Annotated in this window: 14 protein-coding genes; 2 read left to right on the top strand and 12 right to left on the bottom strand. The window is 53.5% G+C overall.

What is annotated here, in order from left to right; genetic code table 11:
* Positions 1-567, bottom strand: a complete 567-nt coding sequence (locus tag WHR59_RS09695) for a VOC family protein (RefSeq protein ID WP_338843893.1) — start codon at positions 565-567, stop codon at positions 1-3.
* 238 nt (positions 568-805) lie between these two features.
* On the opposite strand from WHR59_RS09695, the gene argS reads away from it, so the two are divergent.
* Positions 806-2,539: an arginine--tRNA ligase gene (gene argS / locus WHR59_RS09690; protein ID WP_043016736.1), complete on the top strand. Its 1,734-nt coding sequence runs from the start codon at positions 806-808 to the stop codon at positions 2,537-2,539.
* A gap of 212 nt (positions 2,540-2,751) precedes the next feature.
* On the top strand, positions 2,752-4,689 hold the full coding sequence (gene mrdA / locus WHR59_RS09685) for a penicillin-binding protein 2 (protein ID WP_087052606.1): 1,938 nt from the start codon (positions 2,752-2,754) through the stop codon (positions 4,687-4,689).
* Here the strand turns inward: mrdA and WHR59_RS09680 are convergent.
* From WHR59_RS09680 to tar, 11 genes are all read right to left on the bottom strand, one after another.
* Positions 4,661-5,800, bottom strand: a complete 1,140-nt coding sequence (locus WHR59_RS09680; RefSeq protein ID WP_043016738.1) for a glycoside hydrolase family 88/105 protein — start codon at positions 5,798-5,800, stop codon at positions 4,661-4,663. The genes mrdA and WHR59_RS09680 overlap by 29 nt on opposite strands.
* Positions 5,801-7,387, bottom strand: coding sequence for an MFS transporter (locus tag WHR59_RS09675; RefSeq protein WP_338843891.1), 1,587 nt, complete (start codon positions 7,385-7,387; stop codon positions 5,801-5,803). It abuts the gene before it with no gap.
* 262 nt (positions 7,388-7,649) lie between these two features.
* Positions 7,650-8,042, bottom strand: a complete 393-nt coding sequence (gene flhE, locus WHR59_RS09670) for a flagellar protein FlhE (protein WP_043016740.1) — start codon at positions 8,040-8,042, stop codon at positions 7,650-7,652.
* Entirely contained in the window at positions 8,042-10,120 is a 2,079-nt protein-coding gene (gene flhA, locus WHR59_RS09665; protein ID WP_003034666.1) for a flagellar biosynthesis protein FlhA, read from the bottom strand. The genes flhE and flhA overlap by 1 nt, the downstream gene beginning before the upstream one ends.
* Positions 10,113-11,264, bottom strand: coding sequence for a flagellar biosynthesis protein FlhB (gene flhB, locus WHR59_RS09660; protein ID WP_043016741.1), 1,152 nt, complete (start codon positions 11,262-11,264; stop codon positions 10,113-10,115). Before flhB ends, flhA begins: the two co-directional genes overlap by 8 nt.
* A gap of 157 nt (positions 11,265-11,421) precedes the next feature.
* Positions 11,422-12,066, bottom strand: coding sequence for a protein phosphatase CheZ (gene cheZ / locus WHR59_RS09655; protein ID WP_029139578.1), 645 nt, complete (start codon positions 12,064-12,066; stop codon positions 11,422-11,424).
* A gap of 13 nt (positions 12,067-12,079) precedes the next feature.
* Positions 12,080-12,469 (bottom strand): chemotaxis response regulator CheY, encoded by a 390-nt coding sequence (cheY, locus tag WHR59_RS09650; RefSeq protein ID WP_043016742.1) that lies wholly within the window; start codon positions 12,467-12,469, stop codon positions 12,080-12,082.
* A gap of 18 nt (positions 12,470-12,487) precedes the next feature.
* Positions 12,488-13,537 (bottom strand): protein-glutamate methylesterase/protein-glutamine glutaminase, encoded by a 1,050-nt coding sequence (locus WHR59_RS09645; protein WP_043016743.1) that lies wholly within the window; start codon positions 13,535-13,537, stop codon positions 12,488-12,490.
* Positions 13,534-14,406, bottom strand: a complete 873-nt coding sequence (gene cheR, locus WHR59_RS09640; protein ID WP_043016744.1) for a protein-glutamate O-methyltransferase CheR — start codon at positions 14,404-14,406, stop codon at positions 13,534-13,536. The genes WHR59_RS09645 and cheR overlap by 4 nt, the downstream gene beginning before the upstream one ends.
* A 19-nt stretch (positions 14,407-14,425) precedes the next feature.
* A complete protein-coding gene (tap, locus tag WHR59_RS09635) occupies positions 14,426-16,027 on the bottom strand; it encodes a methyl-accepting chemotaxis protein IV (RefSeq protein ID WP_043016745.1) in 1,602 nt (533 codons plus the stop codon).
* 43 nt (positions 16,028-16,070) lie between these two features.
* A complete protein-coding gene (gene tar / locus WHR59_RS09630) occupies positions 16,071-17,726 on the bottom strand; it encodes a methyl-accepting chemotaxis protein II (protein WP_199994439.1) in 1,656 nt (551 codons plus the stop codon).
* Positions 17,727-17,778 lie beyond the last annotated feature (52 nt).

Here is a 17,778-nt window from a genome sequence, read left to right as displayed (position 1 = left end):
TCACTCCTGACGTTCGCTTGCCACTATGGTTTCAATCGACCACGGATGAAATTTTATCGTCACGCTGCCATCGCTGACCGCCAGCGTCGGATTCGGTAAACGTTCGCGCTCGCCTTTTGGCGAACTGGTTTTTACAAATATGCCCGGCTGGCTCAGACCGTGATCTGAAAGCAGCGCCAGCGCTCTGGCGTTCAGCGTTTGTGCCTCACCCGGCAGAACAATTTCAATATGTTCCCAGCCTTCATGCGGATAGCGTTTTTCGCCCGGCCACGGCAGTTCAACGATGGAAAATTGCCAATATTGCACACAAACCGGCTCATACAGTTTAAAAAGACAAATAGGTCTGCCGTTAATCATGTTTTCTGACAGCAATTCACCGCACTGTTCAAAGCCACGACGCCAGCGCTCTGCGGTGGTATTTTGGTGGCAACGCAAGGAAATGTGGTCGGCTTCCAGCCCTGAAATATCCAGCCCAAGACGGGTGGAAAGTTCCGTTAATGCCTGCGTGAAATGCGGTAAATCTGCAGAAATATCCTGTAGTTCTGCAACGGTCTGCCAGTTCGCCATATTAAAAGCTCATATCTATGTTCAAAGCTGCTAATTTACTCTGTTGCGCTGCGCCATCCAACCGCTGTTTTCTTCGAACGTAACATGAAGACTAAAACGTCATTGCATTGACTGAATTTTAGACTGCGCACGCGACTCGCAGTGCTGACGGCAACGGGCATTTGCAGTATACTCCCGCCCTTAATTCTTAAACTGGTGCGGTGAATTTTTCCCCGCTTCATAAATGTAAGGTATTCCGGTGAATATTCAGGCTCTTCTCTCAGAAAAAGTCAGTCAGGCCATGATTGCTGCAGGCGCGCCTGCAGATTGCGAACCACAGGTTCGTCAGTCAGCAAAAGTACAGTTCGGCGACTATCAGGCTAATGGCATGATGGCTGTCGCTAAAAAACTGGGTATGGCGCCGCGACAACTGGCTGAGCAGGTGCTGACTCATCTGGATCTCAACGGGATCGCCAGCAAAGTTGAAATTGCCGGCCCGGGCTTTATCAATATTTTTCTCGATCCGGCATTTCTGGCGCAGCACGTTCAGCAGGCGCTGGCCTCCGATCGTCTGGGCGTCACTCAACCGGCGAAACAAACCGTTGTTGTTGATTATTCCGCACCTAACGTAGCGAAAGAGATGCACGTTGGTCACCTGCGCTCCACCATCATCGGTGATGCTGCGGTGCGTACGCTGGAGTTCCTCGGCCACAAGGTTATCCGCGCCAATCACGTCGGCGACTGGGGTACTCAGTTCGGTATGCTTATCGCGTGGCTGGAAAAACAGCAGCAGGAAAATGCCGGAGAGATGGCGCTGGCTGACCTGGAAGGTTTCTATCGTGATGCGAAAAAACACTACGATGAAGATGAAGCCTTCGCAGAACGCGCTCGTAGTTATGTCGTGAAGCTGCAAGGCGGCGATGAATACTTCCGTGAGATGTGGCGCAAACTGGTCGACATTACCATGTCGCAAAACCAGTTAACCTACGATCGCCTCAACGTTACCCTGACCCGTGACGATGTAATGGGCGAAAGCCTGTACAACCCAATGCTGCCTGGCATCGTGGCCGATCTCAAAGCTAAAGGCCTGGCTGTTGAAAGCGAAGGCGCTACCGTCGTATTCCTTGATGAGTATAAGAACAAGGAAGGCGAACCGATGGGCGTAATCATTCAGAAGAAAGATGGCGGCTATCTCTACACCACAACCGACATCGCCTGCGCCAAGTATCGTTATGAAACGCTGCATGCCGATCGCGTACTTTATTACATCGACTCCCGTCAGCATCAGCACTTAATGCAGGCCTGGACCATCGTGCGTAAGGCCGGTTATGTGCCGGACTCCGTACCGCTGGAACACCACATGTTCGGTATGATGCTGGGCAAAGACGGCAAGCCGTTCAAAACCCGCGCGGGCGGCACGGTGAAACTGGCCGATCTGCTGGATGAAGCGCTGGAGCGCGCACGTCGTCTGGTCGCTGAGAAGAATCCGGACATGCCTGCCGACGAGCTGGAAAAACTGGCAAATGCGGTCGGTATCGGCGCGGTGAAATATGCTGACCTGTCCAAAAACCGTACTACCGACTACATCTTCGACTGGGACAACATGCTGGCGTTCGAAGGTAACACCGCACCCTATATGCAGTACGCCTATACCCGCGTACTGTCCGTGTTCCGTAAAGCAGATATCGACGAAAGCGCGCTGGCAAATGCGCAGGTGATTATCAGCGAAGATCGCGAAGCCCAACTGGCTGCGCGTCTGCTGCAGTTTGAAGAAACGCTGACCGTCGTTGCACGTGAAGGTACGCCGCACGTGATGTGTGCTTACCTGTACGACGTTGCCGGTCTGTTCTCCGGCTTCTACGAGCACTGCCCTATCCTCAGTGCCGAAAACGAAGAGATTCGTAACAGCCGACTGAAACTGGCACAGCTGACGGCGAAAACCCTGAAGCTGGGTCTGGATACGCTGGGTATCGAAACCGTAGAACGTATGTAATCATCTCCAGTACGGTGAAAGCCCGCGCTATGTCGCGGGCTTTTTTATTTCCCGTGACCGCTATCCAGCCTACGATAAACGGCTACGTGCACTGTAATTTGTTACAACCCACAAGGAATGACACATTTCCGTAGAGATATGGAACATTTTTTGCCTGTCATCCCGTTTAAGCCTCCGTATCATTAGGCGGCAAATTAATCGGGTACGGGTCAATGACATTCAGAGATTTTGAGGCGGAAGAAAAACTCTTCCAACGGCGTGTATTGGTGGCCTTCGGCCTTGTAGTCATCTGTTTTGGCATCCTGATTTACAATCTCTACAACTTACAAATTTGTCAGCACCAGTATTACACCACCCGGTCGAATGCAAACGACATCAAAATGCTGCCCGTCGCCCCAACGCGTGGCATGATTTACGATCGCAACGGCATTCCGCTGGTGCGCAACGTGACCTGGTACGATATTTCCGTTACGCCGTACAAAATCAGCGATATGAACGCGCTGATCAGGCAGCTCACGCCCATCGTTGACCTCACTCCTGATGACATTGACCAGTTTCGCCATGAGCTGAAAGCCAGCAGTCGCTATCGCCCTGTCGTGCTGAAAAATGCGCTGACCGATGTGGAAATCGCCCGTTTCTCGGTTAACCAGTTTCATTTCAGCGGCGTCACTATCAACAGCTATGAAGACCGCCAGTACCCTTATGGCGCCGCGCTGGCGCATGTCCTTGGCTATGTTTCAAAAATCAACGATAGCGACCTTAAAGCGCTGGATAAGAAAGGCCTGGCAGAGAATTATGCCGCCGATCACAACATCGGTAAGCAGGGGATCGAGCATTATTACGAAAATGAGCTGCATGGGAAAACCGGTTATCAGGAGGTGGAAGTGGATAACCACGGACGCATCGTGCGCCTGATCAAGGATGTGCCACCCGTTGCCGGAAAAGATATCCATCTGACGCTGGACCTACATTTGCAGCAATACATTGAGAGCCTGTTAGCGGGCCAGCGGGCTGCTGTTTTGGTTGAGGATCCGCACGACGGCTCCGTGCTGGCAATGGTCTCTAATCCCAGCTATGACCCGAACCCGTTTGTCAAAGGCATCAGCTATCAGGACTATAACAAACTGCTGCAGGATAAAGACCTGCCATTGATCAACCGCGTCACCCAGGGGCTGTATCCTCCCGCCTCCACGGTCAAACCGTACATGGCGATGTCAGCTTTACTGGACGGCGTGATCACGCCGCAGACCAGTTTCTTCGGCGCTCCCACCTGGACGCTTCCCGGCACAGAACGACATTACCGCGACTGGAAAAAAACGGGCCACGGTATGCTGGATGTCACCAAAGCGATTGAAGAGTCTGCGGACACGTTCTTTTATCAGGTGGCGTTTATGATGGGGATCGACCGGATTAACAGCATGCTCAGCCAGTTTGGCTATGGCAAACCGACTGGTATCGATCTTGATGAGGAGTATAACGGCCTGCTCCCAAGTCGCGAATGGAAGCAGAAAGTGCATAAAAAATCCTGGTATCAGGGAGATACCATTTCGGTTGGCATCGGTCAGGGCTACTGGATTGCCACGCCTATTCAGATGGTAAAAGCCATGGTCGCGCTGATTAACAATGGCAAAGTTATCGCTCCGCACCTGCTACTTGATGAAGAGAGCGGAAAAACTATTACGCCGTATCAGGCTTCCGAAGCACCGTCGCAAATCGCGTCTGCCTCGTCACCTTATTGGGGACTGGTGCGTCAGGCGATGTTCGGCATGGCGAATGAACCAAACGGCACGGGCTATAAGTTCTTTCACACCGCACCTTACGGCATTGCGGCGAAAAGTGGCACATCCCAGGTCTTTAGCCTGAAAGAAAATCAAACCTACGATGCGAAAATGATCCCCGTGCGCCTGCGCGACCATGTGTTCTATACCGCATTTGCGCCGTATAAAAACCCGAAAGTCGCCGTAGCGTTAATTCTCGAAAACGGCGGCAGCGATGGCGTCACCGCCGCGCCGGTTATGCGTCAAATCATGGATCATCTGTTTGCGCCGCAGGACAACGCCGCGCAAACAGAGATACCGGAACAATCAGGTCCGATAGCAGCTGCGCCATCGGACGCCGATATCAAAAATACTTACGCAAGTATTCGGTAAGGCACAGCATCGCCATCGCTTGTCCGTAAGGCATGGAGGTCCGTGGGATGTTGCGGTAAAAATCGAGATTGTGACCCATTCCGGTTCCAAACGAGGTGTGCAGCAGTTCACCTTCGGCTGAAATATGTTGCACAATACCTCTGATGGCTTTTTCGGCTACCGACGCATAGTTTTGCCCGACATAGCGTTTACGAACCGCTTTGAGGATCCCATAGGCGAAGCCGGCGGTTGCCGACGCTTCCAGATACGACTGTGGGTCGTCCAGCAAGGTATGCCACAATCCGCTTTCATCCTGGCACTTCGCCAGCGCGGCGATTTGCGCATTCAGAACCTGTACCAGATAGCGATGCACTGCATTATTCTGTGGCAAATCAAGCAATTCGAGGAAATCCGGAATGACGATAGTTAACCAGCTGTTGCCGCGCGCCCAGCGAGCGTTGGCGAAGTTATGTTGTCCTTCATAGCTCCAGCCGTGGAACCACAGCCCCGTTTCTTTATCCATCAGGTTTTGCACGTGCAGCAGGAACTGATAGGTTGCTTCTTCAATATAGTCGGGACGATTAAGCAACTTGCCAATTTTCGCCAGCGGTAAAACCGTCATCATCAATGTGTCATCCCACATCTGCTGATGATTCTCTTCCGCCAGCGTAATGTGCTGCATACCGCCATATTCTGTACGCGGCATCTCATGCATTGCCCACTCCGCCCAACTGTCGAGCCACGGAAGGTACGCTGGATTACGCGTCTCTTCATAGCGATACGCCAGCGTTAAAAACGGCGCCATGGTGTTAACGTTTTTGGTGGTTGCGCCTTCGGCAAAGCGATCGGCAAACCAGCTGTCGATGATATCGCGCATCGTTTCATCGCCGGTTTGCTGATAATACTGATACATACCATACAATCCGACGCCGTGCGTCCATTCCCATCCAGCCCAGCCTTTGGTATCAATCACGCGACCGTCGTCCAGACGGAGCAAGAACTCACCGGTTTCGTCATGAATATTGACCAGGTTATGCGTCACCTTTTTGATCAACGCTTTTAATTCATCCCTGGCAATAAAATGTTCTGGTTGGCGCAACAATGGGCTATGTTTAACCGGGTAAACAATCATTTACTTAACCTCTGTCAATGTCGAATTCAATGCGGCGCCTTTTTCCAGTTTGGGTGCCGCTGGTTTATTACGATTCAGGTAACCAATATTGTTGTTACCCCAAAGTGATTCATATGGCATGCCGGACAGCATCTCTACGGTGGCGCGTCCCTCAGCGGAAAGTCCTTCCAGCACAGGCCACCCGGACTCACGCATTTTTGCGGTCTCTTCACGCAGGGTGCTGTGCGTTTGCAGGTTCAGTTTGAAGCGCAGGGAAACCAGGAAACCCAGCGCCAGAACAATTAACGTTCCGCAGCTCAGAATTAACAGGATGGTATGGCTAACCGCCGCGGGCTGTGCGCTCTGGCCGGAGACAAAACCGGACAACTGCATGACAATCCCCACCAGCATCACCGCGCCCGCCTGCGACGCTTTGCGCGTTAACGTCATAATCCCGGCGAAGATCCCTTCCCGACGCTGACCGGTAATCACTTCGTCAACGTCCGCAATATAGGTGTAGGTATTCCAGGGAACGTAATTGATCCCCCCACGCCCCAGACCCGCCACGGCAGATACCAGCAGTAGCAGAGAATAAACATCGCTGAGTCCGGCGTAATACAGCCCCGCATAGGAGAGTGAACTGAGGCCAAACAGGACGACCACCATGCGATAAGACGGCGCAGGTCCGAAACGAATGCACAATGGGATCATGGCGATAACAGCAATGAACTGGAAGATAGCCATCGTACCCAGCAGGTTAGATGCCATTGATGCTTCCTGCATCAGCACAAACACCACATAGTAAGTAAAGACGGCGTTAAAGACGTCCTGAGCAATATAGCCGCCAAGATACATTCCTAAATGCTGGCGAAATATACGGATGCGTAGAGTTGAACTCAGTTCAACAAACAAGCGGTTCATACTCTGGCCAAAGGTCAGGCTTTTCTTCTCTTCTTCGGCTCGCAGGGCGGCTTCAGTCCACTCTTCTCGCGGTCGCTCCCAGGTAAAAAACCAGACGAACGTCAGCATCAGCGCGCACAGCACAGAGAACACCAGACTGGCGTAGAAGAAAGACACCGGGTTATCTTTGCCAAATAGCGTCAGCAGAACGCCGGGTAAGAATGAGGCCAGAATGGCTGACATTTGCGCCATCGAAATACGCGCGCCGGAGAATTTGGTTTTCTGTTTAAAGTCATCGGTCATTTCGGGTACCAGCGTTTCGTAAGGCACCAGAATCATGGTGTAGACCACGTCAAAAATCAGATAGGTGAGCAGGTAATACCAGAATCCCATGTCGCCGACCCACATCAGCGAGTAGCTAAAGACACAGGGGATCCCCAACAGAATAAAAAACTTACGCCGCCCAAAGCGTTTGCCAAGCCAGGTTGAGCCAAAGTTATCGGTCAAAAAACCCATTAATGGGCTAACGACGGCATCCAGCACCCTGGCTGTGGCAAAAATAAAGGTCGCTTCGATAGGCGTCAGACCACAGAACGTGGTGTAGAAATAGAGTAACCACGCCGCAGTTAACGCCGTGGTGCCTGCGCCTAAAAAATCTCCCGAACCGTAGGCAAAATAGTTAACCAGTCCGATTTTACGTGTCTTCATTGCCGTTACCCCTGCACATTATTAGGAGGCCCCGCAATCCTCGCTTTGACATTGGGCATCCTTACCGGGTCACAGTAAAAGCTAACAGGAAGTGAAACCTTTCTATTTCTGCCAGGGGGGTTCGCAAACTGGCAACAGCACAAAGAGTCCGGCAACGTATGTCACCTATTTTATAAAACAGCGTTTCTATTTAATCAAAGAGGCAGGCTAAAAGTGCGAAGCAGCCAGCAGTTTCTACTGCTGGCATGACTGAAGGAAGGTGTTAACGATAGTTCACGATCACCTGATTGCTCTGAACCTGTAAGGCAGGGATCAGACGACCACCACCGGGGACTTCCCAGACAAAATGCATCGGTTCGATGGCGGGAACATTATTGAATCCGTTGGTGGTTCCACTCTGCCCATCCAGCTCGACACAGCGGGACTGAGAACATAAACGCACCCGTAAACCCGCGGGCGTTGGGCCATTAAGTTCATAGCGCCAGGCCACCAGCGTCATCAACCCCGAGACCGGCTGGCTGGGTACCAGAGGTGCGGACGAGGCTGACTGACCGCGGTGGTTTAAGGTGATCCCCATCCCACTTGCCTGCCACGCCCCTTCCCCGGCAGCCTGTACCGCCAGAGGAAACAACAACAGCAACAGTAACTTACGCATTATTTACCTCCAATAGTCGCCGTCATGCGGATATGGCGGTTATCGGAAAGCTCCATGTTCGATAACACCACCAACTGCGGTATGCTGCGACGTAAAAAGCGTGCCAGTAACGGACGCAACGCGTGGTTAACCAGCAAGACTGGCGGCGCGCCCAACATTTCCTGCCGGGACAGCGCTTCCTGAGTCTGGGCCAGCAATCGGTCTGCCAGCCCTGGCTCCAGGCCGCCGCCGCCCTGCAGCGCTTGCAGCAGCAAACGCTCGAGCGGGGTATCAAGGCCGATAACCTGAACCTCTTCATTACCTGGGAACCACTGCTGAGTGATAGCGCGTCCTAAGGCTACACGGACGACCGCGGTAAGCTCATGCGGATCATTTTGCAGCGGCGCATGTTCTGCCAGCGTTTCAAGAATGGTGCGCATATCGCGAATCGGTACTTTCTCATCCAGTAAGTTCTGCAACACTTTATGCAGCGTGGTGAGCGTCACAACGCCCGGCACCAAATCTTCCGTCAGCTTTGGCATCTCCTGCGAGACACGGTCCAGTAACTGCTGTGCCTCCTGACGGCCAAATAGCTCAGCGGCGAACTGCCCAATCAGGTGGTTAAGATGCGTCGCGACAACGGTACTCGCTTCAACTACCGTAAAGCCCTGAATCTGCGCCTGTTCCTTCAATGCACTTTCAATCCAGATAGCGTCCAGTCCGAAAGCCGGATCGACCGTTTTCTCACCCGGCAGCGACCCGGCGGCGGTACCCGGGTTAATGGCCAGCCAGCGTCCCGGATAGGCGTCACCACTGCCAATTTCCACCCCTTTCATCAAAATTCGATAGCGGGCCGGCTGCAGATCCATATTGTCACGGATATGTACCACCGGCGGCAGGAAGCCCATATCCTGGGCAAATTTCTTACGAATACTGCGAATTCGCCCCAGCAACTCGCCATCCTGCTGAAAGTCTACCATCGGGATCAGGCGATAACCGACCTCCATTCCCAGGGAGTCTTCCAGCTGTACGTCATTCCACGTTGCTTCCACCACGGAGTTGTTTTCCGGCATTTTCACCGGCTGCGGTTCATCTGGCGCTTTTTGCTCACGACCGCGCATCCACCAGGCCAGACCCAGTAACGCAGCGGTAAACATCAGAAACACCAGGTTCGGCATGCCCGGAACCAGACCCAAAAGCCCAAGCACCGCCGCGCTGAGCAGCATAACGCTGGGATTACTGAACAGTTGGGTCACCATCTGTTCGCCTACGTCCTGGTCGGTACTCACGCGGGTCACGATAACCCCCGCCGCGGTGGAGATAACCAGAGCAGGAATTTGTGCCACAAGCCCGTCACCGATGGTCAGCAGGGTATAACTTTCCGCAGCGCTGCCCATGCTCATACCATGCTGCAACACCCCAACTAACAGGCCGCCGACCACGTTGATAACCATGATCAGAATACCGGCGATGGCATCTCCACGTACGAATTTACTCGCACCGTCCATAGAGCCGTAGAAATCCGCTTCCTGGGTCACTTCCGAGCGCCGTTTTTTGGCTTCATCCTCGCCAATCAGACCGGCATTCAAATCCGCATCAATCGCCATCTGCTTGCCGGGCATACCATCCAGCACAAAACGCGCGCCAACCTCAGCGATTCGCCCTGCACCTTTGGTGATTACCATAAAGTTAATGATGACGAGAATAACGAAGACCACGATGCCGATCGCAAAGTTACCCCCCACCAGGAAGTGACCAAAGGCTTCAACCACCTTCCCCGCCGCCGCCGCGCCGGTATGACCTTCCATTAAAATGATACGCGTCGACGCGACGTTCAGGGCGAGGCGTAATAATGTGGTAAACAGCAAAATCGTCGGGAATGCGGCAAACTCCAGCGTACGCTGGGTGAACATCGCCACCAGCAGCACCATGATCGACAGCGCGATGTTAAATGTGAACAGCAAATCGAGGACGAAAGCCGGCAGCGGCAGCACCATCATCGACAAGATCAGCAGGATGAGGATCGGTCCGGCAAGGATTTGCCATTGCGTGGATTTCAGGTTGCTGGGCAGACGCAGCATCGCGACCAGATTAGCCATCAGTAGTCTTCTCGTTCAAAAAATCCAGTGCTTCAGGCACCGGAAGGTTTTCAGGTTGTGGTGGACGCTTGCCGCCGGCGAGACGCCAGCGTTTTAGCTGCCATACCCATGCCAGTACTTCGGCAACGGCGGCATATAATTGACCCGGTATTTGCTGACCAATCTCAGCATGGCGATATAACGCACGCGCCAACGGCGGCGCTTCTAACGTAGGGACACGATGCTCGGCGCCAATCTCACGAATGCGCAGCGCCACCAGCCCCGCGCCTTTGGCGACAACTTTCGGCGCGCTCATTTTGTTCTCGTCATACTTCAACGCCACCGAATAGTGCGTGGGGTTAGTAACAATAACGTCCGCTTTCGGCACATCCGCCATCATGCGACGCTGTGCGGCCGCACGCTGCATTTGACGTATTTTTCCCTTAACGTGCGGGTCACCTTCGCTTTGCTTAAATTCGTCCCGGATATCCTGACGCGACATACGCAGTTTTTTCAGGTGGCTGTAAATCTGGAAAAAGACGTCAAACCCCACCATCGGAATGACGCCCAGCACCACCAACAGCGCGCACATACCCACTAAATCCAGGGCGTTGCCCATCGCCGTAATCGGAGATTCCGCCATCAGTCGCATCATCGCTGGCCAGTTATGCCAGAGATAAAACCCAGCCACGCTGCCTACCAGCGTGGACTTCAGTATCGCTTTAAGTAGTTCTGCCCCGGTTTGCGCGGAGAACATGCGTTTAATGCCCGGCAGCGGATTCAGCTTAGAGAACTTGGGCTGCAGAGATTTACCGCTGAAGATCAAGCCGCCGAGCATCACCGGGGAGATTAATGCCACCAGAACAACGCCGGTAATCAACGGTAACAGCGCAATCATCGCGTCTTTAATCAGCAGGATGATTTGACTGAGGATCAGATTAGGGTCGTTGACCATACTGTGGTCAAAACGTAATCCGGCAGACAGCATGCCGGCCAGCCTGCGGGCGAGCGACTCCCCGCCAATCCAGATAATGCACACACCCACCAGCAAAATAAGCAGCGAGGTCAGCTCTTTGGATCGGGGGATCTGCCCTTCTTCCCGTGCTTTTTCAAGTCGGTGGGGTGTGGGGGCTTCTGTTTTGTCGTCGTCGCTTTCTTCTGCCACGCATCAGACCCTGGATAGAGATATAGGCGAGAATGATGCCAGAACGTCCATCCAGCAATGGGAAGAGTAAGCGGTAAAAAAGACGGGATTTATGGCTTTAAGCAGAATTGCGCGTAAGCCGGATGAGAGGTCACGCCCCACATCCGGCAAATACTCATCAGAAACCGAGGCTGTCCAGCAGGTCGTCAACCTGATCCTGACTTGCCACCACGCCGGCTTTTGAGGTATCAACCTGCGGGCCGTTAAGCAAGCTTTCGTTTTCACGTTTTGGACGAGCACCCTGCTCCGGGATGTTTTCCAACAGAACCATCAGCAACTGACGTTCAATCTCCTGGATAACATCCATCATGCGTTTGATGACCTGACCGGTGAGGTCCTGGAAATCCTGCGCCATCATGATGTCCAGCAGTTGAGCGTTAGTAAAACTGGTATGTCCTGGCACATCACCAAGGAACTGTCGGGTATCGGTGACCAGTTCACGGGCGTCGGACAGCTCGATCGGATTTTCGAACCATTCATCCCAGCGTTTGGTCAGGTCTTTGGCCCCTTTTTCCATCGCGTCCTGATGCGGCTGCGAAGCCTCCACGCTGTTCAGCGCGCGCTCTGCCGCCTGTGCGGTCATCTGCACAACGTAATCGAGACGATCGCGGGCATCGGGAATCGCTTCCGCCGCTTCGGCAATAGCCTGATCCAGCCCCAGTTCACGCAGGCTGTCGCGCAGCATTCGGGTCAAACTGCCGATGCGCGCGATGATGTCCCCTGCAGAGTGTTCGTCAGCAGGTTTAATTTGTGGTTGCATCATCATTGTCACACCCTCACATGCCCAGTTTCTCAAAGATCTTATTGAGTTTCTCTTCCAGCGTTGCCGCCGTGAACGGTTTCACGACATAGCCACTGGCACCTGCCTGTGCTGCCGCAATGATGTTCTCTTTCTTCGCTTCCGCCGTCACCATCAGCACCGGTAAGGCGGACATTGCGCCATCTGCACGAATGGTTTTCAGCAGCTCGAGGCCATCCATGTTCGGCATGTTCCAGTCGGAAATGACAAAACCAAATCCCCCAGCCTGCAGCTTATTCAGCGCGTCCACACCGTCTTCAGCTTCTTCAACATTGTTGAAACCCAGCTCTTTGAGCAGGTTACGTACAATGCGACGCATGGTGGAAAAGTCATCCACAACCAAAAACTTAAGCTCTTTATCCGCCATAAAAAATAAACTCCTGATTCAAATACGTATTGCCTGTCCGGCACTGATTTTCGCCAGCATTTGCTGGCTTACCTGGCTAAGATCGACCACTTCGCTTACGCCACCCATATTGATGGCCTCGCGCGGCATGCCGAACACCACACAACTTGCTTCGTTTTGCGCAATGGTCCAGGCACCCGCCTGGTTCATCGCTAACATTCCGGCGGCACCATCGTTGCCCATACCTGTCAGGATCACTCCCACGGCATTACGCCCCGCGTGTTTTGCCACCGAATGGAACAGCACATCCACTGATGGCCGATGCCGGTTAACCGGCGGACCATCATGAATTTTGATCTGGTAGTTCGCCCCGCTGCGCGCCAGTTCCATATGCTTGTCACCTGGGGCGATATACGCATGCCCCGGAAGCACACGCTCCCCGTCTTCTGCCTCTTTCACGGTTATCTGACACAGTTTGTTCAGACGTTCGGCGAATGAACGGGTAAACCCTGGCGGCATATGCTGGGTAATAAGAATACCGGGACTTGAAAGCGGCAATGGCTGGAGTACATGGCGAATTGCCTCTGTTCCTCCGGTTGACGCGCCAATCACCAGCAGTTTTTCCGAACTGAGTAACGGCCCCGCTTTCAAGGTCGCCGGTGCCGCCATAGGCTTATGGGCCGCCAGTTTTGCCCGCGACGCGGTGCGGATCTTCTCAGCGATCATTTCGCTGTAGGCCAACATCCCTTCACGGATCCCCAACTGTGGTTTGGTGACAAAATCAATCGCCCCCAGCTCCAGCGCCCGCAGCGTGACCTCTGAACCTTTACCCGTGAGTGAAGAGACCATAACCACCGGCATCGGACGCAGACGCATCAACTTTTCAAGAAAGTCGAGGCCATCCATGCGCGGCATTTCCACATCCAGCGTCAGGACGTCAGGATTGTATTTTTTGATTAAATCCCGCGCGACCAACGGATCAGGCGCCGTTGCTACCATTTCCATATCACTGTGGCTGTTAATAATTTCGGTCATGATTTGACGCATCAATGCAGAATCATCAACCGACAACACCCTGATTTTACTCATGCTTTATCCTTACCTGGCGCATGCGCATACACGGTCTGTCCACGCAGGCTAAACTCGCGCACGAGGTTGCTAAAGTTTTCTGAATGACCTGCAAACAGCAGCCCATCTGGTTTAAGAAGTGGAACAAAACGGTGCAAAATATCCTGCTGTGTCGTTTTATCGAAATATATCATCACGTTACGACAAAATATGGCATCGAAGGGTCCAGGCACGTTGTACTGCTTATCCAGTAAATTCACGCTGGAAAATTCAACATGCCCCGCCAGTTCCTGCCGAACGCGTACCAGACCTTCATGCGGCCCGGTGCCACGCATGAAATAACGCTGCAACTGCTGGGGTGACAGCGTCTTCAGCTCATCAAGACGGTAAATGCCGCTTCTGGCCTTTTCCAGCACTTCGGTATCAATGTCGCTGGCAAAAACACGCCAGCGGCCCGGTGCCATACCCAGGGTATCGGCGAGCGTAATCGCAATGCTATACGGCTCTTCACCGGTTGACGCCGCTGCGCTCCAGACCCGGTATTCACCGTTGCGCCGACGAGCATGATCTGACAGCACCGGAAAATGATGCCCTTCGCGAAAAAACGCGGTCAGGTTGGTGGTCAGGGAGTTAATAAAAGCCTGCCACTCAGCACTGTTCTGGTTAGCTTCCAGCATGCTGAGATAGCGACCAAAGTCATCCAGTCCCAGGGTACGTAAACGACGGACCAGGCGGTTATAAACCATGTCCCGCTTATGGTCGGCCAGTACGATCCCCGCACGCTGGTAGATTAATTGACATATCCGACGAAAATGCGCGTCAGACAGCGCGAGGCGCTGTGTCATCTGTAACAATAATGACGTTTGCCCGGTGGGCAGAGATGATGTCATAGCGCCTTCTCAATCACATTCAGGATACAACGGGCACAACCTGCGGCTGCGCCAACTCTTGTTTTGTTACGGTTTGCTCTTCAAGCTTGAAAAATGCGACGCAGGCGGAAAGATTATCGGCCTGTGTGGCGAGTTGTCCGGTGGCGGATGCGGCTTCTTCCACCAGCCCGGCGTTTTGCTGCGTCACTGAATCCATCTGGCTGACGGCCTGCGCCACCTGCTCAATGCCTCTGCGCTGTTCATCAGAAGCAGAGGCAATCTCGCCCATGATGTCGTTAACCCGGGTAACCGAGCTGACAATTTCCGTCATGGTGCGTGCAGCCATATCAACCAGCTGCGAGCCCTGATGCACTCGGGTAACAGACTCTTCAATGAGTCCTTTAATTTCTTTCGCCGCCTGCGCGCTACGGCTTGCCAGATTGCGCACTTCACCCGCGACAACGGCAAAACCGCGCCCCTGTTCACCTGCGCGGGCAGCCTCTACCGCGGCATTCAGCGCCAGGATATTGGTCTGGAAGGCAATGCTGTCAATCACGCCGATGATGTCGCCAATTTTCTGCGAGCTGGCGGAAATCTCATGCATGGTGCTGGCCACCCGGGTCGTCTGTTCACCGCCTTTATGCGCGGTGTCGGCCGCACTTTTGGCAATTCCTGACGCCTGGCGCGCGTTATCCGCATTCTGCCCGACGGTGGCGGTCAGTTGTTCCATGCTGGCTGCCGTTTGCGCCAACGCGGCCGCCTGCTGTTCAGTTCGCGAAGATAAATCGTTATTGCCCATCGCGATTTCTGAAATGCCACTATGCATGGCTGAGCTGCCCTGGCGTACCTCACTGACCGTTTCACGTAACGCCTGCTGCATCTTCTTCAGGCTGGCAAAAATAGCCGAGATCTCATTGCGCCCATAAACCGCTACTGGCCTGGCCAGATTACCTGCAGCAATGCTGTCGAAATGACTGCCAACAATCGCCAGCGGCTGAACAATCATCTTGCGCGACCAGTACAACGCACCGCTGGTGAGCAGTGCCGCCAGTACCACCATGGTGGCAAAAATCACCCCCGACATATGGTAATTTCGCTGGCTCTGTTCGCCTGCCGTTTGCAACACGCTGTCGATGTTGCTCTGCCAGGCATTCACATTCGCATCAAAAGCATCTTGAGCCGCCTGCACTGGCGCGGTCAGAAAATCTGACAACTGATTGTTTTCAAGCCAGGTGGCCTGATGCGCGAGCGCGCTGTGCCACTGACTGAAACTATTCTCCGTTGCGCCAAACAGCGCCTTGCCTTGTTCCGTCGGATCCGACGTCGCCATAAAGCGTTTAAACATCAATTCAGACTGCGCCAGGCTATCGCGCGCGAGGGTCATCAGCGTTTTGATGTCCTCTGGCGGATAGCTCAGGGCGGTCAGCGTCCCTGCCTTATTAAGGGCCGTACTGGCCTGTAATAACACAGCGCGGGTTTGGGCCAGCGCAGCGCGTTGCTGATTACTCCGTTCGACCTGATTCAGGTTCTGAAAACCGTCCCGAAATGCCCAGAAGGACAAGCCATTACTGCCAATCTGCAAAACACCGCAGAGGATTAAAATCAAAAACAGCGTGGTCGAAATTCGAATACGATTAAACATCAACGCTCCCATCGGGCGGCACTGGCCGCGGTTTAACTACCAGTCAAAATGTTTCCCAATTCGTATCTTGTTCAATGCTCTGACGCGGATAGGACGCGCTCGACGCTGCAGGTAATCGAGTATCGCGTGGTTTTGTCGACGCCGGACGTGACACCAGACGGAAGGTCGACACCGACTGCGTCAGACGGCTGGCCTGTTCTTCCAGTGCAGCGGCAGCGGCAGCCGATTCCTGGACCAACGAGGCGTTCTGCTGCGTAACGCGATCCATTTCGGAGACCGCGAGCGCAACCTGATCAATCCCCCGACTTTGCTCATCGGAGGCCGAGGCAATCTCGCCCATAATGTCGGTCACCCGCGTCACGGCATTGACGATATCGTTCATTGTTTCACCTGCGCTTTCTACCAGAACTGAACCGGTATCCACTCGGGAAACAGAATCTTCAATCAACGCTTTAATCTCTTTCGCCGCCTGCGCACTGCGGCTTGCCAGATTACGCACTTCGCCTGCAACCACAGCAAAGCCACGGCCTTGCTCACCGGCGCGTGCGGCTTCAACCGCTGCGTTCAGTGCGAGAATATTGGTCTGAAAGGCAATGCCATCGATGACGCTGATGATATCGGCGATTTTCTTCGAGCTATCGGCGATTTCGTGCATGGTATTCACCACGCTATCAACCACTTTGCCGCCATGTTGTGCAGTGTCGGAGGCGCTTTTTGCCAGTTGCGAGGCCTGACGCGCGTTGTCCGCATTTTGCTTAACGGTTGCGGTCAACTGTTCCATACTGGCTGCAGTTTCTTCCAGCGCAGACGCCTGCTGTTCCGTACGAGATGAAAGGTCTGTGTTCCCGCTGGCAATTTCGCTGGTACCGGAATAAATCGCATCAGAGCCTTCACGCACCAGGGTGACGGTTTCCGTCAGCGAACGCTGCATATGATCAACGGTACTGGCCAACTCGCCGATTTCGTTACGGCCACTAACGGCCAGGGTGGCGGTCAGGTTACCGCTGGCGATTTCGCGAATATGGGCAATGACCCGAGACAGAGGATTAAGCAGGGTATGGCGGATGCCGTACCACACCACTACCAGAATCAGCACCAGCACGACAGCCAGCACGCCAAGCTGCCATTGGGCGAAATGGTAATCCCGCGCGCTTTGATCAAATGCCTGAACGTAAAGCTTTTCGCTAACGCTGGCGTATTTGCCCAACGCCTCGCCGAGCGCGTTTTGCATTCCCTGGGTAGGTTGCGCGAAATAGGCGTCCATATTGCCATTTTCCAGAAACTGAACCAGCTCTGCTAAGGCCGCATGGTATTGCTGATATTTCTCCTCAACGTTGCCGCTGGCCTCTACCATCTCCGGCAACGGTGTCATGTTTTTAAATTTTGCGTAATGCGTTTCAGCCTGCGCCAGCGATGCTTTGGCATTCTTCAGCAGATCGTTTTTCGCGCTGCTTTGCTGGTTTGACGCATCCATCATCATGCGTGCAGAAGAACGGCTTAAATTGATTCGTGTTTGCAGCATCAGATCCCATGTTGAGGTGAGTTCACTTTGCTGCTGTCGTAGATCGTTAGAGATAACAAAACTTTGCTGATTCTGCTGCAATGAGGAAAACAACAGACCACCGGAAACAAGCTGTAGCAGTGCGAAAACCCCCAGCACCATCATCAGCATTGTGACAACGCGGATACGGTTAAACATAAGGCACCTTCCTGAAAACGAGTTATCAACGTTATCGGCAGTCGCTGAGATA

The sequence above is a fragment of the Citrobacter europaeus genome (assembly GCF_037482245.1).
In the GTDB taxonomy this organism is placed as follows: Bacteria; Pseudomonadota; Gammaproteobacteria; order Enterobacterales; family Enterobacteriaceae; genus Citrobacter; species Citrobacter europaeus.
Note: the sequence above shows the minus strand (reverse complement) of the source record. Positions and strands in the feature narration are given on the sequence as shown.